This is a genomic window from Photorhabdus laumondii subsp. laumondii, from assembly GCF_003343245.1.
GTDB lineage: Bacteria > Pseudomonadota > Gammaproteobacteria > Enterobacterales > Enterobacteriaceae > Photorhabdus > Photorhabdus laumondii.
The window spans coordinates 1,435,641-1,462,602 of the sequence record NZ_CP024901.1 but is presented as its reverse complement, the minus strand read 5'-3'; the positions used below and the strand labels follow the sequence as shown (position 1 = coordinate 1,462,602).

General features: G+C 42.5%; 21 protein-coding genes, 4 tRNA genes and 1 pseudogene. 2 read left to right on the top strand and 24 right to left on the bottom strand.

What is annotated here, in order from left to right:
- Positions 1 to 438: 438 nt before the first annotated feature.
- From tyrA to ffh, 8 genes are all read right to left on the bottom strand, one after another.
- Complete coding sequence (tyrA, locus tag PluTT01m_RS06480; protein WP_011145587.1) at positions 439 to 1,560, bottom strand: bifunctional chorismate mutase/prephenate dehydrogenase; 1,122 nt, start codon at positions 1,558 to 1,560, stop codon at positions 439 to 441.
- Positions 1,561 to 1,565: 5 nt separating this feature from the next.
- Positions 1,566 to 2,660: a 3-deoxy-7-phosphoheptulonate synthase gene (locus PluTT01m_RS06475; protein WP_041379978.1), complete on the bottom strand. Its 1,095-nt coding sequence runs from the start codon at positions 2,658 to 2,660 to the stop codon at positions 1,566 to 1,568.
- A gap of 540 nt (positions 2,661 to 3,200) precedes the next feature.
- Positions 3,201 to 4,007 (bottom strand): alpha/beta fold hydrolase, encoded by an 807-nt coding sequence (locus PluTT01m_RS06470; RefSeq protein WP_011145585.1) that lies wholly within the window; start codon positions 4,005 to 4,007, stop codon positions 3,201 to 3,203.
- Between the two features lie 503 nt (positions 4,008 to 4,510).
- Positions 4,511 to 4,864 carry a 50S ribosomal protein L19 gene (rplS, locus tag PluTT01m_RS06465; protein WP_011145584.1) on the bottom strand — a complete coding sequence of 118 codons (354 nt, stop codon included), beginning with the start codon at positions 4,862 to 4,864 and terminating at the stop codon, positions 4,511 to 4,513.
- Positions 4,865 to 4,928: 64 nt separating this feature from the next.
- Positions 4,929 to 5,681, bottom strand: a complete 753-nt coding sequence (gene trmD, locus PluTT01m_RS06460) for a tRNA (guanosine(37)-N1)-methyltransferase TrmD (protein ID WP_011145583.1) — start codon at positions 5,679 to 5,681, stop codon at positions 4,929 to 4,931.
- Between the two features lie 39 nt (positions 5,682 to 5,720).
- Complete coding sequence (rimM, locus tag PluTT01m_RS06455) at positions 5,721 to 6,269, bottom strand: ribosome maturation factor RimM (RefSeq protein WP_011145582.1); 549 nt, start codon at positions 6,267 to 6,269, stop codon at positions 5,721 to 5,723.
- Between the two features lie 18 nt (positions 6,270 to 6,287).
- A complete protein-coding gene (gene rpsP / locus PluTT01m_RS06450) occupies positions 6,288 to 6,536 on the bottom strand; it encodes a 30S ribosomal protein S16 (protein ID WP_011145581.1) in 249 nt (82 codons plus the stop codon).
- Positions 6,537 to 6,672: 136 nt separating this feature from the next.
- Positions 6,673 to 8,034, bottom strand: a complete 1,362-nt coding sequence (gene ffh, locus PluTT01m_RS06445; protein ID WP_011145580.1) for a signal recognition particle protein — start codon at positions 8,032 to 8,034, stop codon at positions 6,673 to 6,675.
- Between the two features lie 184 nt (positions 8,035 to 8,218).
- On the opposite strand from ffh, the gene PluTT01m_RS06440 reads away from it, so the two are divergent.
- Both PluTT01m_RS06440 and PluTT01m_RS06435 read left to right on the top strand, forming a co-directional pair.
- Positions 8,219 to 9,010 (top strand): cytochrome C assembly family protein, encoded by a 792-nt coding sequence (locus PluTT01m_RS06440; protein WP_011145579.1) that lies wholly within the window; start codon positions 8,219 to 8,221, stop codon positions 9,008 to 9,010.
- 39 nt (positions 9,011 to 9,049) lie between these two features.
- Positions 9,050 to 10,342, top strand: coding sequence for an HlyC/CorC family transporter (locus PluTT01m_RS06435; RefSeq protein WP_041379976.1), 1,293 nt, complete (start codon positions 9,050 to 9,052; stop codon positions 10,340 to 10,342).
- A 98-nt stretch (positions 10,343 to 10,440) separates the two neighbouring features.
- Here PluTT01m_RS06435 and luxS read toward each other — a convergent pair whose 3' ends face one another.
- The 16 genes and pseudogenes from luxS to frsA form a co-directional block, all read right to left on the bottom strand.
- Complete coding sequence (gene luxS / locus PluTT01m_RS06430; RefSeq protein WP_011145577.1) at positions 10,441 to 10,956, bottom strand: S-ribosylhomocysteine lyase; 516 nt, start codon at positions 10,954 to 10,956, stop codon at positions 10,441 to 10,443.
- 152 nt (positions 10,957 to 11,108) lie between these two features.
- On the bottom strand, positions 11,109 to 12,668 hold the full coding sequence (gene gshA, locus PluTT01m_RS06425; RefSeq protein ID WP_011145576.1) for a glutamate--cysteine ligase: 1,560 nt from the start codon (positions 12,666 to 12,668) through the stop codon (positions 11,109 to 11,111).
- Positions 12,669 to 12,983: 315 nt separating this feature from the next.
- Positions 12,984 to 13,060: transfer RNA gene (locus tag PluTT01m_RS06420), tRNA-Arg, on the bottom strand.
- An 86-nt stretch (positions 13,061 to 13,146) separates the two neighbouring features.
- A tRNA-Arg gene (locus PluTT01m_RS06415) sits at positions 13,147 to 13,223 on the bottom strand.
- An 87-nt stretch (positions 13,224 to 13,310) separates the two neighbouring features.
- Positions 13,311 to 13,387 (bottom strand) — tRNA-Arg (locus PluTT01m_RS06410).
- A gap of 10 nt (positions 13,388 to 13,397) precedes the next feature.
- Positions 13,398 to 13,490, bottom strand: a tRNA-Ser gene (locus tag PluTT01m_RS06405).
- 390 nt (positions 13,491 to 13,880) lie between these two features.
- The gene (csrA, locus tag PluTT01m_RS06400) at positions 13,881 to 14,066 is read right to left on the bottom strand and encodes a carbon storage regulator CsrA (RefSeq protein ID WP_002209449.1); all 186 of its coding nucleotides are present in this window, start codon (positions 14,064 to 14,066) and stop codon (positions 13,881 to 13,883) included.
- Positions 14,067 to 14,312: 246 nt separating this feature from the next.
- Positions 14,313 to 16,943 carry an alanine--tRNA ligase gene (gene alaS / locus PluTT01m_RS06395; RefSeq protein ID WP_011145575.1) on the bottom strand — a complete coding sequence of 877 codons (2,631 nt, stop codon included), beginning with the start codon at positions 16,941 to 16,943 and terminating at the stop codon, positions 14,313 to 14,315.
- A gap of 390 nt (positions 16,944 to 17,333) precedes the next feature.
- Entirely contained in the window at positions 17,334 to 18,401 is a 1,068-nt protein-coding gene (gene recA / locus PluTT01m_RS06390; protein ID WP_011145574.1) for a recombinase RecA, read from the bottom strand.
- Between the two features lie 122 nt (positions 18,402 to 18,523).
- Positions 18,524 to 19,066: a nicotinamide-nucleotide amidase gene (gene pncC / locus PluTT01m_RS06385; protein ID WP_011145573.1), complete on the bottom strand. Its 543-nt coding sequence runs from the start codon at positions 19,064 to 19,066 to the stop codon at positions 18,524 to 18,526.
- Between the two features lie 25 nt (positions 19,067 to 19,091).
- Positions 19,092 to 20,246, bottom strand: coding sequence for a lysophospholipid transporter LplT (gene lplT / locus PluTT01m_RS06380; protein ID WP_109791958.1), 1,155 nt, complete (start codon positions 20,244 to 20,246; stop codon positions 19,092 to 19,094).
- Positions 20,247 to 20,366: 120 nt separating this feature from the next.
- A pseudogene (aas, locus tag PluTT01m_RS06375) lies at positions 20,367 to 22,220 on the bottom strand (bifunctional acyl-ACP--phospholipid O-acyltransferase/long-chain-fatty-acid--ACP ligase); the annotation flags it as partial.
- Positions 22,221 to 22,319: 99 nt separating this feature from the next.
- The gene (gene aroL / locus PluTT01m_RS06370) at positions 22,320 to 22,844 is read right to left on the bottom strand and encodes a shikimate kinase AroL (RefSeq protein ID WP_011145570.1); all 525 of its coding nucleotides are present in this window, start codon (positions 22,842 to 22,844) and stop codon (positions 22,320 to 22,322) included.
- A gap of 300 nt (positions 22,845 to 23,144) precedes the next feature.
- Positions 23,145 to 24,398 carry a glutamate-5-semialdehyde dehydrogenase gene (proA, locus tag PluTT01m_RS06365; RefSeq protein WP_011145569.1) on the bottom strand — a complete coding sequence of 418 codons (1,254 nt, stop codon included), beginning with the start codon at positions 24,396 to 24,398 and terminating at the stop codon, positions 23,145 to 23,147.
- A 9-nt stretch (positions 24,399 to 24,407) separates the two neighbouring features.
- Positions 24,408 to 25,511, bottom strand: a complete 1,104-nt coding sequence (gene proB / locus PluTT01m_RS06360; RefSeq protein WP_041380721.1) for a glutamate 5-kinase — start codon at positions 25,509 to 25,511, stop codon at positions 24,408 to 24,410.
- Positions 25,512 to 25,711: 200 nt separating this feature from the next.
- Complete coding sequence (frsA, locus tag PluTT01m_RS06355) at positions 25,712 to 26,959, bottom strand: esterase FrsA (protein ID WP_011145567.1); 1,248 nt, start codon at positions 26,957 to 26,959, stop codon at positions 25,712 to 25,714.
- Positions 26,960 to 26,962 lie beyond the last annotated feature (3 nt).

Genomic DNA, 26,962 nt, shown 5'->3' with positions numbered 1-26,962 from the left:
TGGTTAAACTTAGTAAAAAAGGGCATTAAAAGAGGGAAAAACAACTGTTAAAAGGGGGGGTTAAAACACGATTAAAATCGTATGCCGATTAAACCCATAAGTTAACACCATGACGTTTAATAATAATTTAAAAACTGCCGATCATAAAACTATCAGCGATAAATAAGAAATAAAAACTGACTTTATCAATGCTTACATACCTCGAAAAAAGACAAATGAAAATATGAATAGGTTTATCCGTTTACCAGAAAATATATCTCCAAAAAGAAGCCGTCTTTAATAACGTTTTCAACCGGAGAATAAATCCCCCTAAACCAGTTAAATAATCGATGTAACAAAATCCGCAAATAAATAATTTAACCAAATAATAACTCAGTTACTTTCGGGGTTATTAGTCAACAAAAAGAACCGGATATTGTCATATCCAGTTATTTTTAATTATTGGCGACTATCATTCGCTTGTTGAAGCAATACCCTGCTTTCCCTCATAAAACGAGGTGCATAATCACCAAACCATTCACTAACATCTTCAAAACTGCTGACAAAAGCCCGTTTGTCCTGGCTTTCCAATATCTCTAACGCTTGTCCAAAACTTTGATGATAACGGCGTATAAGATCAATATTCTCTGGTGATGACATAATAATATCCGCGTAGAGCTGGGGATCTTGCGCAAATAAGCGCCCGACCATGATCAATTCCAAACGGTAAATAGGTGAAGATATTGATAACAGTTGTTGTAAATCCGCCCCTTCCTGTGCGAGATGTTGCCCATAAGCAAATGTCGTGAAATGGCGCAACGCCTGAATAAAGCTCATGTTTTTATCATGCTGTTCAGGGCTCATTTGATGCAAGCAAGCCCCCCAAATTAACAACTGTTCTAAAAACCATTGATAAGCTTCCTCTTGACGTCCGTCACAGTAAACAACAACTTGTTTTACCAAACTACCGACATCCGGCCCAAACATAGGATGTAATCCCAACACTGGACCTTTATGCACATCAAGCATAGCCTGTAATGGCTGCTGTTTAACGGACGCTAAGTCCACCAAAATGCAATGGTCAGGTAATGGCGGTAAACGGCGAATAACTTCTTCTGTCAAATGAATAGGTACACTGATAATCACCATCCCCACTCCCGCCAGAATTTGTTCCGCGTTAGGCCAATCTTGTGGTTCCAGATTTCTGACTTCATAACCAGACAAAGTTAACAAACGGCCAAATAGTTTCCCCATTTTGCCCAAGCCACCAACAATGACTATCGGCCCCAATTGAGGGCAAAGCGTTTTAAACCCTTTGTTATTCTCACTGGTATAAGACTCCCGCATAATGCGGCGCAGAATATCCTCAATTAAATCCGGTGGAACACCAAACTCTTCGGCCTCCTGCCGACGTGAAGCAAGCATCGCCATTTCTCTGTCAGGTGCATAAATTGACAGCCCATTCTGACTTTTTACCTCACCAATCTCTGCAACCAATTCCAGACGCTTTGCCAGCAAGCCCAGCAAAGCTTTATCCACTTCATCAATCTTATCCCGCAATTGAGATAATTCAGCCGCCATATTTATTATCCCGCTTTTTTCAATACTGCCATTCTTTGCGACAATTGCATGCTAATTTGCTGATGTAATTTTCTTAGAACTGCTTCTGTCGTCTGCCAACTAATACACGCGTCAGTGACTGATACACCATATTTCATTTCACTACGCGGTTGCTCAGAAGATTGGTTACCTTCATTAATATGGCTCTCCAACATAATGCCAGTAATAGATTGATTACCTGAAATGATCTGATCCGCAACAGAATCTACAACCAAACTTTGGCGACGAAAATCCTTATTAGAGTTACCATGACTACAATCAATCATCAAGGATGGCAATAATCCAGCCTGCATCATTTGCTGTTCACATTCCATTACATGTTGAACACTGTAATTAGGGGTCTTACCACCACGCAAGATAATATGTCCATTCGGGTTTCCTTGCGTTTGTAATAAACACACCTGCCCCGACTGGTTTATTCCCACAAAACGATGTGGCATAGCGGCTGCACACATCGCATTAATTGCCGTGTTCAAGCTACCGTCAGTCCCATTTTTGAAACCAACCGGCATAGATAAACCTGAAGCCATTTCCCGGTGTGTCTGGGATTCTGTGGTTCTCGCACCAATTGCAGACCAACTGAATAAATCCCCCAAATATTGTGGGCTATTCGGATCTAAAGCTTCTGTTGCAAGAGGCAATCCCATTTTCACTAAACTAAGTAGTAAGCGGCGGGCAATATGCAGGCCAGCTTCCACATCAAATGAACCATCCATGTATGGATCATTAATAAGACCTTTCCAACCCACTGTTGTTCGAGGCTTTTCAAAATAGACACGCATGACAATGTACAAGCTATCACTCAATTCAGCAGAAAGAGCGGCCAAACGGTGAGCATAATCCAGCGCCGCATCCACGTCATGAATAGAGCAAGGACCACACACTACCAGCAAACGGGGATCACGGCGCTGAATAATATCCGCAATTGTTTTACGTGCATTTGCAATAACATGCAGATCATCATCACTCAGTGGGTATTGTTGCTTTAATTCTTTTGGGGTGATAAGAATTTGCTCACCACTGATGTGAACGTTATTAAGTGCATCTCTTTGCATGAACATGTCGATTTTCTCCTCAAATTATCATTCTGTACTCATTTGTTTTTATGCATTTGACCAATAACATATCACGCGTCGTAAAGAATACAATCCAAAAGTGTAAACAAATCCAAAACACTGTAAATTATTGTTTACAAAAAATAAAAAAAGAGTCAATTTAGTGATAAATCTATTCTATAACTAATTAATAAGATTAAAATTATTTCATATAGAAAAATATTATAAATGGTTATCTTAAAATAAAATCAATATCAAAACACAAGAGAGAAATATTTTAGGCAATATTTTATGATTATTAACCCTTTATTTCCCATTTAAAATCATCAGGTAAAAATATATTTACCTCATTTTCATTACTAAAAATAGATAATATCAATAATCTTATTTTATATTTCACATAAAGTTACTGAATAGTGCCCATAAAATATTATGAAAATTATATTGTGATGAAAAAATTTATATCACTCTTTTAAATTTAATACACTAGGGCCGGAAAATCCGGCCTCTTTATTAAAATACCTGTTACACAGATTAAAGTAATTGTTACAAAGCTTGCTGTAAAAAAGCAATTAATTCCTGATTAACTTTATAGGGTTGCTCCAATGTAGAAATATGCCCTGCATCCTGGATAATAATATGATCACAGTGCAATATTTCAGCCATCAAATAACCCTCCAGAGGCGGGCGAGGCGTATCTTGTTCACCAGTAATAACAAGTGACGGAATATCTAATTTTTCCAACAAATGAGTTCTATCTTCACGCCCAAATATTATTCTACCTAACGGAACAATACTATTGCGCAATATTTCCGCAGGAATGGCGACCAGACGCTGAGTTAATTCATCAACCAAATGCTGAGCCGGTTGCTGGCTAAAGAAGGCTGGCACTATCTGCTGTTGCAAAATAGATTGAGGAATTGCACCAACCTGCTCTATCGCATCCAACATGGCAACGTATTTTGTATAAGTCACTTCAGGTTCTAATCCGACAAAGGTATCCATCAAAACCAGTGCTTTAACTCTGTCCGGTGCCATATCGACCAACTCAATTCCCCACATACCACCAGCAGATAAGCCAATGATAGCGAATTCTTCAATGCCAAGTTGATCCATCAACGCCAGGTAATCCCGAGCTAAATCAGCCAAAGTGCTATGTTGTTCCGGTAACTCTTCCGAGTTTCCATGCCCCCAGAGATCAGGAGCAATCACCCGGTATTGTTTACTTAACGCCTCGATCTGAGGTGCCCACATAGTAGAATCAAACAAATAGCTATGTCCCAATAATAACGGGAAACCTTCACCTTCATCTCGGTAAGCCATTTTTTTGTTATGTATTTGAAAAGTTTTCAAAGCAAATCCTTATAGTCAGTTAATCACGTCTGAAATTATTCTATACCCGTCATCTTTCAAGTTGCTTCTTTGTTGGCTGCACTCACTCACCCCGGTCACATAGTTATCTATGCTCCCGGGGATTCGTTCCCTTGCCGCCGCGATGCATCTTGAAATCCATAGGGTATAAGACTCTCAAAATAATTGTCTTTAAGATTATTACGATCTGATAATAATGTATTGCCGAATAATTTATCGATGAGTAAATATCCTTCTTCATAAAAGGCAACATTGATTTCGTTCCTGAAGAGCGTAATAAAAAACCCTCCCAAAACCCACCCGCATTCAACCTGATTCTTCACTACAGTCATTAAAAATATAGCAGAGCCAAAACCAAATTGATGACCACGCCCGCAAAATACAGTTTAAATTGACAAAACGCAGTTTTAAATTGAGCGTAAAAAAAGAGGCCAGCACAATTGCTGACCTCTTTAATGATAACTTTCGGATGTAACGAAAGCGTATTATTTACTGTTCAGACGCTCTTTAATACGAGCAGCTTTACCAGAACGCTCACGCAGATAGTACAATTTAGCTCTACGAACAGCACCACGACGTTTAACGTTAATGCTGTCTACGACTGGGGAGTGAGTCTGGAATACACGCTCAACACCTTCGCCGTTAGAAACTTTGCGAACAGTGAATGCAGAGTGCAGACCGCGGTTACGGATAGCGATAACCACGCCCTCGAATGCCTGCAGACGTTTCTTAGCACCTTCTACGACCCATACCTTAACTTCCACGGAATCACCCGGACGGAATGAAGGTACGTCTTGCTTCATCTGCTCTTGTTCTAGTTGTTTAATAATGTTGCTCATAATAATTCTCTTACCCTAGGTAAACTGATATATCAGAGACATTCCCTTCGGGGATATGTCTGGATTAATTAGTTGCTTCAGTTAGATGTTCCCGTTGGAACTCTGTTAGCAATATCCTTTGCTCGTCAGTCAGAGCTAGGTTTTCCAGAAGTTCAGGTCTTCTAAGCCAGGTCCGGCCAAGCGATTGTTTCATCCGCCAGCGATTAATTTCAGCATGATTTCCAGACAGCAATACGGGTGGAACTTCCATACCATCTAATACCTCCGGGCGAGTATAGTGCGGACAATCCAGCAATCCATCAGCAAAAGAGTCCTCCTCCGCTGATGCCTGATGCCCCAGAACGCCCGGAATGAACCGAGAAACTGAGTCAATCATCGTCATTGCAGGGATTTCACCACCGCTGAGCACGTAATCACCGATAGACCACTCTTCGTCAATCTCGGTTTGGATCACCCGCTCATCTATCCCTTCATAGCGGCCACAAATCAAAATCAGTTTTTCATTTGTTGCCAGCTCACAAACCCCTTGTTGGTTGAGTTTGCGCCCCTGAGGTGAAAGATAAATCACTTTTGCACCTTCGCCTGCCGCAGTTTTTGCTGCATGAATGGCTTCCCGTAAAGGCTGAACCATCATCAACATGCCTGGACCACCGCCATAAGGCCGATCGTCAACGGTACGATGCCGGTCATAGGTAAAATCCCGTGGATTCCAGCATTCAATACTTAACAGGCCATTTTTCACTGCCCGGCCAGTTACCCCATAATCGGTTATTGCGCGGAACATTTCAGGAAACAGGCTAATAACCCCAATCCACATTATCGCGTCCCACTCATTTCAACCGCTTATAACCGGAGTTTAAAAACCAGGATCCCAATCTACTTCAATAGTTTTAGTAGCGAGATCGACTTTCTTGATAACCTGCCCATCAAGAAACGGAATTAGCCGTTCCTTGACACCGAATGCATCTTTCAGGTTTGCTTTAACTACCATTACGTCGTTAGAACCGGTTTCCATCATGTCATTGACAGTCCCCAAGTTATAACCTGCGGTGCTGATTACCTGGCAGCCTATTAAGTCTTTCCAGTAGTAATCACCCGTATCCAGCTCTGGCAGTTGTTCTGAATCTACAATAATTTCGCAATTAGTCAGTGAATTCGCAGCATCCAGATCATCAATACCTTTAATTTTGATGATCATATCCTGATTGTGGTGTTTCCAGGCTTCCAGTTCGATGTGTTGCCACCGACCCGCTCGTTGAATAAACCACGGTTGATACGCAAAAATGTCTTCGGCATGTTCGGTGGAAGAAAAAACTCTGAGCCAACCACGAATACCATACGTTGAACCCAGTTTTCCCAATACAATTGGGTTTACAGGAAGTTCAATACAGGTTTGCTTGCTCATAGTTACCACCGCGACAGATTAAGCTACTTTTTTGGCGTCTTTGATCAGTGTAGAAACACGATCAGACACAGTTGCACCCAGACCAATCCAATGTTCAATACGGTCCAGATCTAAACGTAATGCTTCTGCTTTCCCTGTTGCAATAGGGTTGAAGAAGCCAACACGCTCGATAAAGCGACCATCACGCGGGCTGCGGCTATCGGTCACGACTACTTGGTAAAACGGACGCTTTTTGGCGCCGCCACGAGCTAAACGAATTGTTACCATAACATCCTCATTAGTTAACAAAACAACCAGACTTCATCGAGGAACGAAGTCCGGTTGTCAGATAAAAAGCCCGAAAAGTTTACTCACTTTGGCGCAAAAAGCAATCCAAAGTGGATATTCTTCGAGACTTTATCGATTAACGGCCCATAAATCCGGGTGGCATCATGCCTTTCATACCACGCATCATTTTTGCCAGACCGCCTTTTTTCATCTTTTTCATCATGCGCTGCATTTCATCGAATTGTTTAAGCAAGCGGTTAACATCCTGAACCTGAGTGCCCGAACCACTGGCAATACGACGTTTACGAGAACCTTTGATTATTTCTGGTTTTTGTCGCTCTTTACGCGTCATGGAATTGATAATCGCTTCCATTTTCACCAGAATTTTATCATCCATCTGGGATTTCACTGCATCTGGCACTTGAGACATCCCCGGCATTTTGCTTAACATGCTGGCCATTCCCCCCATGTTACGCATCTGCTTTAGCTGATCTAGAAAATCATTTAAATCGAAGCCGTCACCTTTTTTTAATTTAGAAGCCAATTTTTCGGCCTGAGTGCGATCGACTTTACTTTCAATCTCTTCAATCAGGGAGAGAACATCACCCATTCCAAGGATGCGAGAGGCAATACGATCCGGATGGAATGGCTCCAGTGCATCCGTTTTTTCACCAACACCCAGAAATTTAATCGGCTTACCGGTAATATGACGGATGGATAGCGCAGCACCGCCACGGGCATCACCATCGACTTTCGTTAACACGACACCCGTCAGTGGCAATGCTTCATTGAAAGCTTTCGCGGTATTAGCCGCATCCTGCCCCGTCATTGCATCAACAACAAATAGGGTTTCTACTGGATTGATGGCTTTATGAACCTGCTTGATTTCATCCATCATAGCTTCGTCAACATGCAGACGACCCGCCGTATCCACCAAAAGCACATCATAGAATTTCAATTTGGCGTGCTGTACCGCTTGAGTCACGATATCAACGGGTTTTTCCTGAGCATCAGAAGGGTAGAAATCAATACCAACTGCCTGCGCCAAGGTTTCAAGCTGTTTGATAGCCGCTGGACGATAGACGTCAGCAGATACCACCAAAACTTTTTTCTTCTGTTTTCCTTTCAGAAAGCTGCCTAGCTTGGCAACGCTGGTCGTTTTACCTGCACCTTGTAGACCTGCCATTAATACGACAGCAGGCGGCTGAGTAGAAAGATTCAGTTCACTGTTAACTTCACCCATCGCCTTAACGAGTTCATTCTGAACAATTTTGACAAACTCTTGGCCGGGAGTCAGGCTTTTATTAACCTCGTGGCCTACCGCGCTCTCTTTAACACATGAAATAAAATCACGCACTACAGGCAATGCGACGTCAGCTTCAAGTAAAGCCATGCGAACTTCACGCAGTGTCTCTTTAATATTATCTTCGGTCAGTCGCCCACGGCCACTGATATTGCGCAATGTGCGCGATAGTCTGTCGGTTAAATTATCAAACATTGTCTCTGCTCAATTTTTAAAAATGGGCTACCTGTAAGGCGTATTCCGCAAATTATAACACGATGGAAAGGGATCTCTGCACAGAGATTCACATCGATGATTAACAACGGTTGGAGGCTATCCTTGCTGGCGGTATACTTAAGCTTTAATTCAACCTAAGACTATCGCTAAAACGACTAATGCTATGCCAGTATTTTCTATAATTTCTTCATTCGCTTATTTATTCAGCCTGGTACTGATTATTCCCGGCTTGCTGCGGAAACCGAAAGGATACCGCAGGCTGGCACTACTTTCCGCGATTGTCGCTTTAATTTGCCATGCGATTGCACTTAAACACCAGATATTCCACGTCAGCAGCGGGCAAAACCTCACTCTTCTAAACCTAGGTTCTATTGTCAGTTTACTGACTTGTATCATAATGACAATTGTTGCTTCTCACGGCCGTGCCTGGTTCCTGCTACCCATTGTTTACAGTTTTTCCATGATAAATTTGGTCTTAGCGAGTCTTATGCCCGGTGAATTTATCACCCATCTGGAGACCAGCTTTGAATTATCTATCCATATTGGGTTGGCACTTCTTGGTTATGCAACTTTACTTATCGCTGCATTATATGCATTACAGCTTGGGTGGTTGGATCATCAGCTTAAAAATAAAAAGCTCACTTTTACGCCAGATATGCCTCCCTTAATGTTCATTGAACGCAAAATGTTTCATATCACCCAGCTTGGCGTAATATTGCTAACGCTGACGCTCTGCACCGGCATCCTCTATATGGATAATATTTTCAGTAGCGAAAACATCCATAAAGCAATTTTGTCTATTATCGCATGGTTTGTTTACATTGTTTTACTATGGGGCCACTACCATGATGGATGGCGCGGTAAACGCGTTATCTGGTTTAATCTGATCGGCGCATTTACCCTGACACTCGCCTATTTCGGTAATCGATTATTACAGGAAATCATGGTTTACTAGCAGTATGATGTTCAATCAATACTTGGAAGGAATTCTGCTTTGGAGCATGTCTCAACAAGCACATTACTGATTATTTTAATCATCATGGTCATTGTCTCAGCTTATTTCTCCGCTTCCGAGACAGGTATGATGACAATGAATCGTTATCGCTTACGTCATCTGGCAAAGCAAGGGAATCACTCTGCCCGCAGAGTTGAAGCATTACTTCGTCATCCTGAGCAGCTCATCAGCCTGATTCTTATCGGTAACAATCTGGTTAATATTCTTGCCTCAGCACTCGCGACTATTATTGGTATGCGTCTTTATGGCGATGCCGGAGTTGCTATCGCAACCGGTATTCTGACCTTTATTGTGCTGATATTTTCTGAAGTTATGCCAAAAACGATAGCCGCCCTCTATCCTGAAAAAGTCGCTTTTCCGAGTAGTTTTTTGCTCCGCCCGTTACAGAAAATCATGCTGCCGTTAGTCTGGGTGCTAAATAAAATTACTTTATTGTTAATGCGTTGCCTTGGTATCAAACAACCTACTGGCTCCAGTCACGCAATGAGTAAAGATGAACTTCGCACTATTGTGCATGAATCAAATGCCAAGCTATCACAGCAACATCAGGATATGCTGATTTCAATTTTAGATCTGGAAAAAGTCACAATCGGCGACATTATGGTTCCCCGTAATGAAATTGTTGGCATTGATATTAATGATGACTGGAAATCCATCATTCGGCAATTAACTCATTCTCCTCATGGCCGGATCGTGCTTTACCGTGATTCACTTGATGATGCCATTGGTATGCTTCGTGTGCGTGAAGCTTACCGATTGATGACAGAAAAAAAAGAGTTCACCAAAAGAAACCTGATCAAAGCAGCAGATAAAATCTACTATGTCCCCGTCAGCACGCCACTTAATATCCAGTTAGTGAATTTCCAACGTAATAAGGAGAAGGCCGGGCTCATCGTTGATGAATATGGTGATATTCAAGGTCTGGTCACTGTTGAAGATATCCTCGAAGAGATTGTCGGTGATTTTACAACATCAATGTCTCCTTCTCTGGCAGAAGAAGTTTCACCACAAAGCGATGGGACTATTTTGGTTGACGGGACAGCCAATATCCGCGAATTAAATAAAGCCTTCAACTGGGCATTGCCTGTTGATGGACCACGAACGGTTAATGGTATGGTGCTTGAAGAGTTGGGAGAAATACCCGCACTTAATGTACAAGTGCAAATCGGCAAATATAATTTTGAAGTACTTTCAGTGAACGATAATGTCATTAAACAAGTTCGCGTCACTCCCATCAGCCTATTTTCTGATCAAAAAGCACAAGTCATTTAAATCGCTGCGGAAAATTGACACCGTTGGAGGCGCGCACCTCCAACGGCAAATTCCTGTTAATAATCTCAGGAACCCGAAATATTATCACTACTATGGAACTACACTTTCAATTCGGTCAGTTTTTCTTCTGGCAATGCTAACTCATCATTCTTATTAACGAGGACGTCTGAATCAAGAATATGATGTGCAATATCCTGAGCCTCTGTCAGTGAATGCATGTGATAAGTACCGCATTGATAAATATTTAGTTCCGGGATCTGGCTCTGATCTTTCACTTTCAAGACATCAGCCATAGCCGCTTTCCATGCGTCTGCAACACGTACTTCTGCCGGTTCGCCAATCAAGCTCATATAAAAACCTGTTCGACATCCCATTGGCGATATATCAATAATTTCAACGCCCTCACCATTGAGGTGATTGCGCATAAAACCAGCAAACAAATGTTCAAGTGTATGAATACCCTTTTCAGGCATAACCTGTTTATTGGGTATGCAGAAACGTAAGTCGAAAACTGTGATGGTGTCGCCATGAGGCGTTTTCATAGTCTTAGCAACTCTTACGGCTGGCGCATTCATTCGAGTATGGTCAACAGTAAAACTATCCAGTAAAGGCATTTCTTCATCTCCACAAAAAATTCAGATTTTTCTTCAAGCAAATGAAACTTTTTCATCTGCCACCGGTCATAAAGAATGAAACACGCGTCACTATTATCCCTATTCTCTAGAAAACCCTCTTTGGCCACTTTTACTTGTGGTCATTTTCTTTTCTAGCATCCTGTCTGTTGTTTCAGATACTCATCAAAACTCATCGTATCCTCACGTTCCAACGCGTCTTGTCGCTCTACAGAGGCCCTGCGTTCTATAGCAAACTGTTCGTCGCTAATAACCTCATATTTTTCACTGATCAGTTGCTGATGGTATTCATCTGCTAGTTCCAGTCCAAAGCCACCAATGCCCTGACTCTTCATTTTTTCCAGCACGCGAGCTGATAAAGTCAGTGATGAATCATCAAACGTAGCAATTAATTCTTCGCAAACCTTTTGATACTGCGTGCCAGAACAACTATCCAATATTGCAGCAACCCGTTTCAAGTCACTAAATAACTTTTTGCCAACTTTTGCTAACGGCTCTTCCACACTTCCACAACCAAGACCAATCATTTGCCCAGGTTTACGCCCTTCAAGGATCACTCTATTCCAGTTCTTACGGCAACAATCTAATTCATCACTGCCCATTTCCGGCGCTTCGGCAAGCACACACCATATTAAGAATAGGTCAAGAAAACGAATTTGTGTTTCATTGACACCAATCGCGGCAAATGGATTAATATCTAATGAACGAACTTCGATATATTCCACTCCCCCACGCAACAAAGCGTCAGAAGGCGATTCATTCCCTCTAGTGACACGCTTAGGTCGGATTGGCGCATACAACTCATTTTCAATTTGTAAGACGTTGGTATTGAGCTGAATATGTTTATCACCTTGCTTAGTGCCCAATTTAGCAAACTCGTCAGATGGCTTGTGAATCGCTTTTTTCAGCCCGTCAATATAGGTATGTAAGTTATTAAACGTAATATTCAGATCGCTCTGTGATTTATTGGTGTACCCCAAGTTACTCATTCTTAGTGAAGTCGCATAAGGCAGATAACAAGTTCCATCTTCTGTCCGTTCAAAAAGAAAAGAAGTCTCTCTTCCACGTAAGAACGAGGAACAAATTGCCGGAGAAGCACCAAACAAGTATGGGATCACCCATCCAAAGCGATAATAGTTACGGATCAAACGGAAATAGCCATTAGAGATCTGTTCTTTACCACTCTCTGCATCTTCAACACCAACCCAAGCACGCCAAAACTCAATTGGCAATGAAAAATTATAATGAACCCCGGATATGGTCTGCATCAACGCGCCATAACGATTTTTCAACCCTTCGCGGTATAAAGTCTTATAGCGACCAACATTCGATGCACCATATTGAGCCAGAGTAATGTTCTCTTCCGCATCAATAAAGCATGGCATACTTAATGGCCACATTTTTTCTTTGTCCAGCACACGCGCCGTGTGACGATGAATATCGCTAAGAAAAGAAATCGTATATTTTATATCATCACCAGCTGGTGTTATGAATTCCAACAATGACTCAGCAAAGTCAGTAGTAATCCATTTATGCGTAAGCGCTGCACCAAGTGTTTTAGGATGTTCTGTTATGGCTAAACTACCATCTGAAGTAATACGTAATGTTTCACGTTCAACACCGCGACGAATTCCCTTTAAAATTGTCGGATGCGCCTCTAGCCATGATAAAGCCCTTGATACGTCCGGGATCAATTCGACCTCCCGTAGTGTTTTAGAAGAATTTTTATAAGGGGTTACTTTATCTTAAACAAGCCAAATTGTCGCTGATTAGATATATACCCGTCATCTTTCAAATTGCCTCTTTATTGGCTGCACTCACTCACCCCGATCACATAGTTATCTATGCTCCTGGGGATTCGCTCCTTTGCCGTCGCGATGCATCTTGAAATCCATTGGGTATGGCAGCGAAAATATGTCAGCGTCATACAGAGAACGAGGAATGGGTTGGTTATGGCAACACAAACCACTAAAAAAGAAAAAGCCCTGCTGTTTAAGCAGGGCTTGATATGGCGCATCCAGAAGGATTCGAACCTCCGACCGCTCGGTTCGTAGCCGAGTACTCTATCCAGCTGAGCTATGGATGCATGTTCAGTTTTTTACTCTGGTAAAAGGCAGTAGTTGCTTCGATTACCTGAATGGTACCTCGGATGGTTTCATCTCAAGGTTAAATTGGCGCATCCAGAAGGATTCGAACCTCCGACCGCTCGGTTCGTAGCCGAGTACTCTATCCAGCTGAGCTATGGATGCGTGTTCAGTTTTTCACTCTGGTAAAAGGCAGTAGTTGCTTCGATTACCTAAATGGCACCTCAGATGACTTCATCTCAAGGTTAAATATGGCGCATCCAGAAGGATTCGAACCTCCGACCGCTCGGTTCGTAGCCGAGTACTCTATCCAGCTGAGCTATGGATGCGTGGTTTAAATGGCGGTGAGAGAGGGATTCGAACCCTCGATGCAGCTTTTGACCGCATACTCCCTTAGCAGGGGAGCGCCTTCAGCCTCTCGGCCATCTCACCGTACGCTTTCTTTCGAATCGCGACTCAGAACTTTTGTTTAAGCTCCTCGTCACTGCGTGGCGCACATATTACTTTCCCAGACTTATAAGTCAAACAATTTTTCTAAACCTGTGTTTGTTTGAACACTTCACACACAAGATGTGTAGTTTGACACCAAAAAGTGTACTTTGTCAGCAGCAAACTATTACACCTTCAATTAAAGAAAGTGCATGCAAATCATTATTCGCCACAATAACATGATAGGAATACTCTGTTCTTACGATAGAAAAACAAAAAAGAGAGGAAAATAGACAAGAAGTTAAGAAACTAGCAAGACAAAAAATACCAACAGAGGTGAGATCCCTCAAAAATGGCGCCCGGTTCTGACAGAGATAGGACGCCAACTTAGAGTCAATAAGTTGTTGGCTGAGATTTTTCGGCCTGAATCCGCTGATAAATTTCTTCACGGTGAACAGAAACTTCTTTAGGAGCATTTACACCAATACGAACTTGGTTACCTTTAACCCCTAGTACTGTAACTGTTACCTCATCGCCTATCATGAGCGTTTCACCAACTCGACGAGTCAGAATAAGCATTCTTTGCTCCTTGAAAATTTAAAAGAGTCGGGTCTTTCGGTTTCCCCGCTATTATCCATCAAACACCGTGAAAACGTAAAACAATGGTATATGCTTAAAGTATAAGCAATTTTAAGCGCATTTCCTACCTATATAGTTTAGCCAAAATAAATAAATATGCGCTCAACCTTTTAACAATTTCACAACAAGATTTCAAGGCACCATAAAAACAACGCTATGGTGCCCTCTAAACTCAGGTAATACCGCTTATAGCCGCGATGCTACCCACTCTTCCACGCTATCCAAAGCAGAAGGCAACGCTTCAATATCAGAACCACCTGCTTGGGCCATATCAGAGCGACCACCGCCTTTACCACCGATTTGCTGAGCTACAGAAGAAATTAACTCACCTGCTCTTATTTTAGCAGTCAGATCCTTTGTGACACCAACAATTAAGCTGACTTTATCATCACTTATAGTGGAAAGCACAATAATTGCTGAACCTAGTTGATTTTTAAGATCATCAACCATCGTTCTCAACATCTTAGGCTCTGTATTGCTTAACTGACTGACCAGCAACTTCACACCCTTCACTTCTTTCGCTTTACTTGCTAAAGAAGAGCTCTCTTGTGCAGCCTGTTGATCTTTAAGCTGTTGAAGCTCTTTTTCCAACGCTTTGGCTCTATCCAGCGTCATCCGTACTTTTTCACTCAAGCTATGGATATCACTTTTCACTAATTGAGCAATATCTTGAAGTAAATCAACCTGTTGATGTACAGATTCCACCGCTTTTTTACCTGTAATTGCTTCGATCCTACGGATACCCGCAGCCGTTCCAGATTCAGCAATAATACGAAACAAGCCAATATCACCAGTACGATTTGCATGAGTTCCTCCACATAATTCAGTGGAAAAATCCCCCATTGATAGTACACGAACTTGCTCTTCGTATTTTTCACCAAACAGTGCCATCGCACCTTTGACTTTTGCTGTCTCCAGATCCATCAATTCAGTAACAACAGGTGAATTTTGACGAACTTCGGCATTAACCAAATCCTCAACCAGACGGATCTGTTCTGGTTTCATCGCTTCAAAGTGAGAAAAATCAAAGCGAAGGTATTTATCGTTAACCAGAGAGCCTTTCTGTGATACGTGCTCACCCAAAATTTGACGTAACGCAGCATGTAACAGATGGGTTGCTGAGTGATTCAAACGAATTGCATCACGACGTTCAATATCAATAACCGCATTGATGTTATGGTTTACACTTAAGGTACCTTTCTCAAGCTTACCAATATGACCAATAGCCTGACCATATTTTTGTGTATCAATAACACAAAAAGCACAATTGGTATTACTCAGAATACCCGAGTCACCAACTTGTCCACCAGATTCAGCATAAAAAGCGGTCTTATCCAGTATAACAATCGCTTCTTCGCCCGCCTGAATTTGATTGACTGATTCACCATCACGGAAGATAGCAGTCACTGTTGCCTGCTGTTCGTTATGATCGTAACCAGAGAAATCGCTGCGTTCATCAACTTTGATCAATTCATTATAATCGGTACCGAAACCACTTGATTCACGGGCTCGACGACGCTGATTTTCCATTGCCACTGCAAATCCCGCTTCATCAACGCTAATATTACGCTCACGGCAAACATCAGCGGTTAAATCCACAGGGAAACCATAGGTATCATACAAACGGAAAGCCGTTTCGCCATCCAGAATATCACCGGACAGTTTTGCGAGTTCATCGTCTAATAATTGAAGACCACGTTCCAGCGTACGAGCAAACTGCTCTTCTTCTGTTTTCAAGATCTGCTCAACAACTGCTTGCTGGCGTTTAAGCTCTTCTCCCGCCGCGCCCATCACTTCTAGCAATGGCGCAACCAGTTTATAGAAGAAGGTATCTTTAGCCCCCAACATGTTACCGTGACGGATAGCTCGGCGGATAATACGACGCAGAACATAACCACGGTTTTCATTAGAAGGAACAACACCATCACAAATCAAAAATGCACATGAACGAATGTGATCAGCAATAACCCGCAGAGATTTATTACTCAGATCATCTGTAGCACCAGTGACATTAGCAACAACTGTAATCAAATCACGGAACAGATCAATCTCATAATTAGAATTGACGTGCTGCAATACAGCAGTGATACGCTCCAGCCCCATCCCCGTATCTACGGATGGTTTTGGCAACGGCTCCATCGTGCCATCGGCATGACGATTGAACTGCATAAAGACGATATTCCAGATTTCAATATATCTGTCACCATCTTCCTCCGGGCTTCCTGGCGGCCCACCCCAGATATGCTCACCATGATCATAAAAAATTTCAGTGCAAGGGCCACAAGGACCGGTATCACCCATTTGCCAGAAGTTATCCGATGCATAAGGTGCACCTTTGTTATCACCAATGCGGATAATTCTTTCTGCTGGTATTCCGACGTCGTTCTTCCAAATATCATAGGCTTCATCATCTGTCTGATAGACAGTCACCCATAATTTTTCTTTAGGCAAATTAAACCAATCTTTGCCAGTCAGAAGTTCCCAAGCATAACTAATAGCATCATGTTTGAAATAGTCACCAAAACTAAAATTACCTAGCATCTCAAAGAAAGTATGATGACGTGCGGTGTAACCTACATTTTCTAAATCATTATGTTTACCACCAGCACGAACACAGCGCTGAGCAGTTGTTGCTCGGGAGTAAGATCTTTTGTCCTGTCCAAGAAAGACATCCTTAAACTGGTTCATCCCTGCGTTGGTAAACAGCAGTGTTGGGTCATTATTTGGCACCAAAGAACTACTTGGTACGACTTGATGCCCTTTAGTATGAAAAAAGTCGAGAAACGCTTGACGGATCTCAGCAGTGCTTTTGCTCATAATTGTCCCAAAATCAAGCTGGAAAAAACAGATTTATGAATTGGTTAGGTGGGATATTCCATCACCTATTTTCAACTCACGAATAAACAAAGTGGGGATAAGATAAAAGCTCTTCTATTAGAAGTATACCCGTCATCTTTCCAAGTTGCCTCTTTGTTGGCCTTGCCGTCGCGAAGCATCTTGAAATCCATAGGGTATAAAATCCCAAATACATCCATTCGCTGGCAGCATTGTAAATCGTCTGGATATTTTCTGAAAGCATGATCGCATAATATGGATAATACTCGCTTTCTGAGAGAGGAAACCGCGTCATTATTAACGCGGTATTAGTTTGATGACAAAACTTTTACAGCTTTGAATACAAGAATAGAGATTACCGATATTATTAGATTAGAATTCTTCGTTATTCATCTCTTCATTTTCATTGTCTTCATAATCAGAAGCAGCACTATTGAATTCGCCGGCATTGTGCAACAGCATTTCACGTAATTTTTTATCCAGCTCAGTAGCAACTTCAGGATGCTCTTTCAGATAGATGGTAGCATTCGCTTTGCCTTGACCAATTTTATCGCCATTATAGCTGTACCATGCGCCTGCTTTTTCCACCAGTTTATGCTTCACACCTAAATCGATTAATTCACCATAAGTGTTAATGCCTTCACCATACATAATCTGGAATTCTGCTTGCTTAAATGGCGCTGCCACTTTGTTTTTTACCACCTTAACACGGGTCTCGCTACCAACGACCTCTTCACCATTTTTCACAGAACCAATGCGGCGAATATCCAGACGAACAGAAGCATAGAATTTCAGCGCGTTACCACCGGTGGTAGTTTCAGGGTTACCAAACATGACACCAATTTTCATACGAATCTGGTTGATAAAGATCAACAACGTATTAGAACTTTTCAAGTTACCGGCCAGTTTACGCATTGCCTGACTCATCATTCGAGCGGCCAGCCCCATATGAGAATCACCAATTTCTCCTTCTATTTCGGCTTTTGGCGTTAAAGCGGCAACGGAGTCTACGATAATGACATCAACAGCGCCGGAGCGAGTCAACGCATCACAGATCTCAAGAGCCTGTTCCCCCGTATCGGGTTGAGAACACAACAAGTTATCAATATCAACACCCAACTTCTTAGCATAGATGGGATCAAGAGCGTGTTCAGCATCAATAAACGCACAGGTTTTACCTTCACGTTGTGCCGCAGCAATAACCTGTAATGTCAGCGTTGTCTTACCCGAAGATTCCGGGCCATAGATTTCAACAATACGCCCCATCGGCAGACCACCAGCACCTAATGCAATATCCAGTGATAATGAACCCGTGGAGATAGTTTCAACGTCCATTGAACGGTCTTCGCCCAAACGCATGATGGAACCTTTACCAAACTGTTTTTCAATTTGGCCGAGTGCCGCTGCTAGTGCTTTTTGTTTATTTTCATCAATAGCCATTTTTACTCCCTCGTAAGCAATGAAAGGGCTCTCTCACTGCCGATGAATAATTTTTAATACTGAAATGTTGCCTACAATTATACTGTATAATCATACAGCATCAAGTTAATTTTTTATACCCGTTATCTTTCAAGTTGCCTCTTTGAAGCATCTTGAAATCCAATAAGGTATATAATCTCTGATAACAGTGTTTTCAGAGAATAAATGACAGCTTGAAGGCGTACTTCATTTCGATCACCGTTAAAACAACAACGGCGGGACACAACTTCTACCCCATTTACCGTTAGATAGGCAAACCCAAACCACACTGTGCCAACAGGTTTTTCTTCGCTGCCACCATCAGGCCCGGCAATGCCACTAACCGAAACCGCCAGATCTGCCTGTGCGGCTTTCAGTGCTCCTGTCGCCATTTCTCTCACAACCTGTTCACTGACAGCCCCATATTGCTGTAAAACGGCCTCTGACACACCGAGCATCTGATGCTTAGCTTTATTACTGTATGTCACAAAGCTTCGGTCAAAATAAGCAGAGCTACCGGCAATATCTGAAATTGTTTTCGCCAACCAGCCACCGGTGCAAGATTCGGCACAGGTCACCGACAGTGTTTGCTGTCTCAGTTTCTCTCCTAGCTCAATACTAAGCTGAGTCAGAATTTTTTCACTCATAACACTCTCTTTATCCGATAAAAGATCAATTTCTTTGAAACCGGTTCCAAATCCACAAACTCGTGATTGTCAACGCCAACAGAGTACCAAAGCCTATCCCTGTTGTAACAACCGGGACGCCTATTTTAATAACCAATGAGTAGAGGCCAAGCATCAATAACATGGCGATATTCTCACCCAAATTCTGTACTGCGATTGCATAACCGACCCCAATCGTTTGCCTGCCGCTTTCCTGCAATAATGCATTCAGCGGGACAATAAACAAACCGCCAAAAATACCGAGAATGATTAATAAGACGTAGGAAGCCCAAATACTGTGCTGGACAGCGAAAATGACCACCATCACGCCGATTAAAACACCGGCAGGCATACAACGGTGAACTGTTTTAAGGGTGATAAAACGGGCAGCAGCACCCGCACCGATAATAATGCCGACAGCAACCATCACATTAAGTATTGTCGGCGTGCTATTGTCAGAAATTCCCAGAACAACAGGTACCCATAAGACCAATAGGAATCTCAGTGTTATACCCGCTCCCCAGAACAAACTCGTACCAATTAAAGAAAATCGAGCGCCTTTGTTATGCCAAAGAATGCAACAAGCTGAAGCAAAGTCTGTCAGCATCTTTTTCAGATTCCAGCCCTTATCCCGACGCACCGCCGATAATCGGGGGATAAAGAAATTAGCGACAACAGCAATACCGTACATCAACGCACAAACCAGCAGTGCGATTGCCAAGTTCCAATCAGACAAAAAACCACCAACGACAGAGCCCGTAAGAATGGCAATTATTGTTGAAGCCTCCATCAAACCATTCGCCTTTACTAAACGATCACCATCGGTCAGTTCAACCAAAATGCCATATTTAGCCGGTGAATATGATGCTGCTCCCACGCCCACCAAGGCATAACCCAGAAATGGATCATATCCCAGGCAAATAGTAAACGCGCCCAACAACTTGAAGCTATTAGCAAACAACATCACACGATCTTTCGGGAAACGATCGGCAATTTGCCCCACAAAAGGTGCCAATAGGATATATGCCAAGACAAACACTATCTGTAATATTGGCTGGCTCCAGTCAGGATAAAACTGGGCTTTCAACTGTGCCAAGATCGCAAACAACAGTGCATTATCGGCAAAAGCCGAAAAAAACTGCGACACCAATACGGCTTTCATGCCACGGGTCAATAGCGGTTGAACAACGGAGGATGCATTCACAATATATTGTTCCTATTCAGCTTCCGCTATTTTACACAAAGTAACAAAATCGGCTTTACCACCGTCAAGTTCTCCCTGTTTAGCAAAACGTTTCCCCCGACCGAGAATAGTACAGAATCCCTGTTCATCAATTGAAACAATGTCACCAGTATCGAGCCAATCAAACTGAATATTCCCATGTTCATCTTTTACCGCTGGTGGTTCCAAATGATTTGGATCTTCCATTCTCAGATATCCTTTCATCATATTCGGGCCACGTAGCTGCAAACGTCCCCCCTGCTTAATTCCTGCTATCGGAATCAAACGGAATTCCATTGCCGGCAAAATCCGCCCAACCGTACCGACCTTAGCCATCATCGGCACATTCAATGCAATGACAGGCGCACATTCTGTCATGCCATATCCTTCTAAAATGCGAATACCGAATTTGTCTTGCCAAATCTGTTTAGTATTTTCAGCGAGCTTTTCAATACCGGCTATAACACAACGAAGACGTGCAAAATCATACGGATGAGCAGAATAGGCATAATTCTCCAGGAAACTGGATGTACCCAATAATACGGTACAGTTACATTCATATACCAGTTCTGGTACTACCCGATAATGCAATGGATTTGGGTAGAGGAATATTCGGCTACCAGACAACAATGGAGTGAATAAGCCAACAGTCAACCCAAATGCATGAAATAGCGGTAGAGAAGACATAAAACGGTCAAGTGGATTGAAATCAGTAATGGTTTTTATCTGTTCCACATTGGCTAACAAACTAGCGTGACTGTGAACGACACCTTTTGATACAGCATCTGAACCGGACGTAAATAGCACCAAAGCATCATCATCGGGTTTTTGTGCCACCATCGCTTGCTTCGGAAAAAAGAGGTGCCACAAGATCCATAATTTATCCAGCAAAGTCACTGTACTTTCCAAATCCTCAAGATAAACCCAGTTAACCTCGGTAACCTGCTCGGATAAATGTGTTAATCGCTCCTTTTTCAGAAATTGCCGGGAAGTCACGATAGTTTTAATACTGGCAACCGCTAGCGCATTCTTCAATCCATGACTGTCGGTTGTATAGTTTAGTAAAGCCGGTATTCTTCCTCTCAAAGATGCCCCGAATATCGCAGCTACCATAATAGTGGCATTAGGTAAAAGAAAACCAATCCGTTCCCCCTGGCAGGTAAAACGCTGCAAAATACGACTGGCCGCCAGTACTTTTTTAAGCAGACTGTTATAACTGTCTTCTTTAAAAGAAACATCTTCAATACAGGGCTTAAAACGACCAAATTGTTTTCGTGCAACCAGTAAAGATTCAAATATTGTTTCTTGCGGTCGGGTCGCCATTCGGGCATTCATCATTATTTCATGCAAACGCTCACCGGCTAAACGACGTCGTTGCTCCGAACTAGACGCATTCGGCATCAGCAATTGTGTCGCAGGCAGGATTTTCATTGTCACCTTCGGAAAAAGGTGAAGTTTGAAAATACCCTTTAATCGGCTGAATAGGGTTCTTTCTAACCCTTCAAAACGAACAGGAACCACAACGGCTTCAGATATCGCCGCAATAAAAGCTGCCCCATCATAGATTTTCATCAAAGAACCAGTCACAGTAATTCTTCCCTCAGGAAAAACAACTATTGGCCGCCCTTTTTCTATTTCCTTAACCAGTATCCTGACAGCCATTGGATTTATTGGGTCTAAGGGAACTATTTCAACATAGCGACTTACCAGTTTCATAAAGCCACGATTTGCAATGTTGGAATAGACAGCAAATACTGGCTTAACCGGCAAAAAAAGTGTTAGCAAAACACCATCAAGAAAAGAGACATGATTAGGCGTGATAAGGCATTTTGGGTGGTTAAATTGTTTAATATCTCCTTCTACTGTTAAACGAAACATCAAACGAAAAACAAGCCTTAGAAATTTAAACAACATATTCGTATCTCAACCCATTTGAAAAAATAAATAGAAGATACTATTTATTATTCGACACTGTAATATTCTTATTTCTCTATAAAAAATACCAAAATAGTGTCAGGAAACTATTCCAGAGAACATAATCTCTTTCACATAAGTTGTAATTTTTTCCGGTGAAAGGTGCGCATTAATAATATGGTTCGCACATTCACAATAGAGATTTTCTCTGGCGGCAAGCACTTCTTCCATTTCTTCAACAATAGATTTTCCCGTCAAACTAGGACGTTGGGTACTTTCTGGTTGCTGCATTAATCGCTCAGCCAAAATGCTCGCTGAAGCTTGAAGATAAATCACCGTGCCATTTTGTCGCATATATTGGCGATTTTCAGCGGAAAGAATGATACCTCCTCCAGTAGAAATAACGCGATTAATTTGAGTAACTTGTTGTAAAGCTTGGCTTTCTAATTGCCGAAATTGTTGCCATCCTTGCTGGTTAACAATATCCGCAATGGTCATATTACTGGTTTGTTGGATATGGTGATCAGTGTCAATAAATGTGTACGATAATTCATTGGCTAATAATTTTCCAACCGTCGTTTTTCCTGCCCCACGTGCACCTACAATAAACAATATTTGGTTCACTGCCTGATATCCTTGATAAATTTCATCGTTAAAAATATATTAACGCCTATAGTAACCAGAAATTTACATCAACGTAAAATTAAAAGTTAATATATACGGTAAAAACCACCCCAAAAGCATGACCTTACCGAAACTTCAATATAATCAGGCTCGCTTCTGGGGTAACAATATACCCGTTATCTTTCAAGTTGCCTCTTTGTTGGCCGCGCTCACTCACCCCGGTCACATAGTTATCTATGCTCCCGGGGATTCGCTCCCTTGCCGTCGCGATGCATCTTGAAATCCATAGGGTATAGCACATTACTTACGGACTAAATCCTCTCCATAACCAATCCATTTATACGTAGTCAACGCATCTAATCCCATTGGACCACGAGAATGCAGCTTTTGCGTGCTAACAGCAACTTCCGCTCCCAAGCCAAACTGGCCACCATCAGTAAAGCGAGTGCTAGCATTCACATAAACCGCAGCAGAATCAACCTGACGAACAAAATAGTCAGCATTGTGCAAAGATTGAGTCAAAATAGCATCAGAATGGGACGTACCATAGGTACGAATATGATCAATTGCCTGCTCCATATCACTGACAATTTCCACATTCATATCCAGAGATAACCACTCATCACGGTAATCTGCTTCTGTAACATCCACGACCTTAGCAGCTCCATCTTTCAAAAACACCATTGCTGATTTACTCGCATGCAGAGTAACGCCTTGCTCTTCCATGTACTTGCTCAGTGCAGGCAGAAAATCAGCCGCAATCTTCTGATGTACCAGCAATGTTTCCAAAGCATTACAGGCACTTGGGCGTTGCACTTTAGCGTTAGTGATGACAGTTAATGCCTTATCAAAATCAGCACTTTCATCGACAAAGGTATGACAGACGCCAATTCCGCCGGTAATCACTGGAATGGTCGATTGCTCACGGCACAACTTATGCAACCCTGCACCACCACGTGGAATCAACATATCCACATAGCGATCCAATTTCAGTAGCTGAATAACTAACTCACGGTCCGGTTTATCTATCGCCTGCACGGCGGCGGCCGGTAATCCACTCTGTTCAAGTGCCTGCTGAATGACTTTCACTGTCGCTTGATTAGTGTTGTGAGTCTCTTTACCCCCACGCAAAATAACCGCATTACCGGTTTTCAAACACAGAGATGCAACATCGATGGTGACATTAGGGCGTGCTTCATAAATCACCCCGACCACACCCAGCGGTACACGGCGACGCTCCAACCTCAAGCCACTGTCAAGCAAACTGCCATCAATGACTTCCCCTACCGGGTCAGATAAACCGCATACCTGACGAACATCGTGAGCTATCGCGGTCAAACGTTCCGGCGTCAATAATAGACGATCCAACAATGCTTCGCTCATGCCCTGTTCACGGGCCTGAATCATATCAAGCTGATTAGCTTCAAGAATGATTGCACTTTCCTGCTCCAGTAAATCTGCAATGCGAATTAATGCCTGATTTTTCTGTTTTGTACTTAGCTGTGCCAGTTGCCATGCAGCTTCCCTGGCAGCCTTTCCCATTTGTTCTAACATTATGAATCCTTAACTCACGATCATGTCATCACGATGAACCGCAACAGCACCATATTCATAACCGAGGATTTGGCTTATCTGTTGTGAATGGTGGCCTGCAATTAAACGTAGAGCATCACTGTTATAACGGCAAACACCATGCGCCAAATCTTTACCAGACAGACTACGAATACAGATAACCTCTCCACGGGAGAAATCACCTTTAATATTTTTAATCCCTTTCGGTAATAAAGAGCTGCCTTTTTCGCAGATTGCTGTTTCAGCGCCATGATCTACAATAATTTCACCCGCCGGAGGTGCGCCAAAAATCCAACGCTTGCGATTTTCCATCGGGCTTTCCAACCCATGAAAACGAGTACCTACCGGATTACCTTCAATGACATCAGAGATGACATCGGGTTTATTACCCGCGGCAATAATGACATCAATCCCCGCGCGACCAGCAATCCCCGCCGCCTGAAGTTTAGTTGCCATGCCTCCCGTCCCTAAACCCGAAATGCTATCACCGGCAACCATACGTAATTCATCGCTGATGTCATAAACTTCCGGGATAAGTTTTGCGTCTGGATTGTTACGCGGATCAGCGGTATACAGCCCTTCAATATCCGTCAGCAATAGCAATTTATCGGCGCCCCCCAGAATTGCCGCTAGTGCAGATAAATTATCATTATCACCCACTTTTATTTCCGCCGTCGCAACCGCATCATTCTCATTAATGACAGGCACAATGCGATTATCAAGCAAAGCCTGTAAAGTATCTCTGGCATTTAAAAAACGTTCGCGATCTTCTAAATCCGCCCGGGTCAATAACATTTGCCCAACATGGATACCATAAATAGAAAAAAACTGCTCCCATAACTGAATCAACCGACTTTGGCCGACCGCCGCCAGCAATTGCTTGGATGCAATTGTTGCAGGTAGATCCGGATAGCCCAAATGTTCCCTCCCTGCCGCAATAGCACCGGAAGTCACAATAATAATGCGATGACCTTTTTCATGTTGCTGAGCACATTGCCTTACCAGTTCTACAATATGAGCTCGATTCAGGCGACGAGAGCCGCCTGTCAGTACACTCGTCCCCAGTTTCACAACCAATGTTTGGCTGCTATTCATCATATTTTTGCCATTAAATTTAAATTAAAAAAACAGTGCTCAGTTTTAACAGGAGAGAAGCGTTATGCCAACAGGCATCATAATGCTAAATTGAAAAATATAGGCGCTTAGAACAAATCAACATTGTTCACTTCACCCGAAAGCGCATGAAATCTTTATAAAATAAAGCAGTTAATAATCAACAAGTAACGTAAATTTCATCAACAGACTTTATTTCTCAACCATTGACTAATCTCCCGTAACGCCTTATTGAAACTGTTATAAACAGGTGTTGTCGGAATAGCCAGTAATTGACTATCCATTGATGACATTGCTATCAGCTTAGATTCCTCTTTCGGGCTGAAAATATCATTCTGCCAATAACCCGCTAACATAGGAACGGAACAACGCCGACCTAACAAACCTTGTTTTTTAAGGGAGTAACAACCGAGTTCGAGACGAAACGCCTTTTCATCCACATTATAAATACCCAGTCTGCTAGCAAACATATCAAGATACATCGAAGGTGAATTTTGTTGACGTTCAACACTGCTGAGCCACTCATGAACGATAGCGCCAAGAGTCGCAACGCCCTTAATACGTTTAGATTCCAAATAGGCCAACCGGACGGCAATATTGGCACCAAAGCGAAAACCAAATAGACCAATCCTGGTGTGGTCAATCCAGGGAATTTCATCCAGTTGATGGATGATTTGTTGATGGAGAATACAGGTATCCTGTGTCATCCTCAGACGTGAAGAGTAACCAATCGAGGGCATATCCACAGTTAACATCGCAAATCCAAGTGGTGCCAGATAATCACGGAACAGCCGATAATAATCGCTTTGCAAATTATCCAAACTGCCACAAACCAAAATAGTTGGAGAAGGTCTTTGCAGTTGCTGAGGCAGATGAAGGAAACCGGTCACACAACCCCCTTCCTTGAGTTTGAACTCTATTTTCCTCAACTGATAGCCAGAACAACGAGCCGCATTTTCATAAGCTTTATTGGCTAAAATGACAGCCTGCTGAGACAACTCATCCCCCTTAAGATGGGGATAACCAGCGATGCTATACAAATTAGCCGCTTTCAACCAGAAATTGCTCGCTTCTGGGATCTGCTCTGCCTGCAACGCTCTCTGTTGCCACAACATCGCCTGATGTGACCACTCAAAAACCCAGTTACCTTTACGATACCCAATCACAGTATCCAGTAAATTATCATCACTGCGCTGTGCGTTTGTCATGGCAATCCGGCACAACACTTCTTCTATTTCAAACGGATCAATTTCTCGCCAAATCCACATCAGCCGGTTAATCATACGATACCAGCTACCATGACTATTACCATCTAACGTACTGTAATTACCCGCAATTAACCGAGGATCGCGGTGCTTTACCAACGTGGAAGTTTCCTGATGTTTTTGTCTTGGCTTAAAAAGTGATTCTGAAAGGTTCCGATTTGCCATAAC

What these genes read in the sequence shown, in the direction of transcription:
- lplT (WP_109791958.1), bottom strand. Translation starts at nt 20,246, where the DNA reads ATGAAAGCCGTATTGGTGTCGCAGTTTTTTTCGGCTTTTGCCGATAAT.
- PluTT01m_RS06440 (WP_011145579.1), top strand. Translation starts at nt 8,219, where the DNA reads ATGCCAGTATTTTCTATAATTTCTTCATTCGCTTATTTATTCAGCCTG.
- luxS (WP_011145577.1), bottom strand. Translation starts at nt 10,956, where the DNA reads ATGCCTTTACTGGATAGTTTTACTGTTGACCATACTCGAATGAATGCG.
- PluTT01m_RS06475 (WP_041379978.1), bottom strand. Translation starts at nt 2,660, where the DNA reads ATGTTCATGCAAAGAGATGCACTTAATAACGTTCACATCAGTGGTGAG.
- ffh (WP_011145580.1), bottom strand. Translation starts at nt 8,034, where the DNA reads ATGTTTGATAATTTAACCGACAGACTATCGCGCACATTGCGCAATATC.
- recA (WP_011145574.1), bottom strand. Translation starts at nt 18,401, where the DNA reads ATGGCTATTGATGAAAATAAACAAAAAGCACTAGCAGCGGCACTCGGC.
- tyrA (WP_011145587.1), bottom strand. Translation starts at nt 1,560, where the DNA reads ATGGCGGCTGAATTATCTCAATTGCGGGATAAGATTGATGAAGTGGAT.
- trmD (WP_011145583.1), bottom strand. Translation starts at nt 5,681, where the DNA reads ATGTGGATTGGGGTTATTAGCCTGTTTCCTGAAATGTTCCGCGCAATA.
- rpsP (WP_011145581.1), bottom strand. Translation starts at nt 6,536, where the DNA reads ATGGTAACAATTCGTTTAGCTCGTGGCGGCGCCAAAAAGCGTCCGTTT.
- alaS (WP_011145575.1), bottom strand. Translation starts at nt 16,943, where the DNA reads ATGAGCAAAAGCACTGCTGAGATCCGTCAAGCGTTTCTCGACTTTTTT.
- csrA (WP_002209449.1), bottom strand. Translation starts at nt 14,066, where the DNA reads ATGCTTATTCTGACTCGTCGAGTTGGTGAAACGCTCATGATAGGCGAT.
- proB (WP_041380721.1), bottom strand. Translation starts at nt 25,511, where the DNA reads ATGAATAGCAGCCAAACATTGGTTGTGAAACTGGGGACGAGTGTACTG.
- pncC (WP_011145573.1), bottom strand. Translation starts at nt 19,066, where the DNA reads ATGAGTGAAAAAATTCTGACTCAGCTTAGTATTGAGCTAGGAGAGAAA.
- frsA (WP_011145567.1), bottom strand. Translation starts at nt 26,959, where the DNA reads ATGGCAAATCGGAACCTTTCAGAATCACTTTTTAAGCCAAGACAAAAA.
- rimM (WP_011145582.1), bottom strand. Translation starts at nt 6,269, where the DNA reads ATGAGCAAGCAAACCTGTATTGAACTTCCTGTAAACCCAATTGTATTG.
- rplS (WP_011145584.1), bottom strand. Translation starts at nt 4,864, where the DNA reads ATGAGCAACATTATTAAACAACTAGAACAAGAGCAGATGAAGCAAGAC.
- proA (WP_011145569.1), bottom strand. Translation starts at nt 24,398, where the DNA reads ATGTTAGAACAAATGGGAAAGGCTGCCAGGGAAGCTGCATGGCAACTG.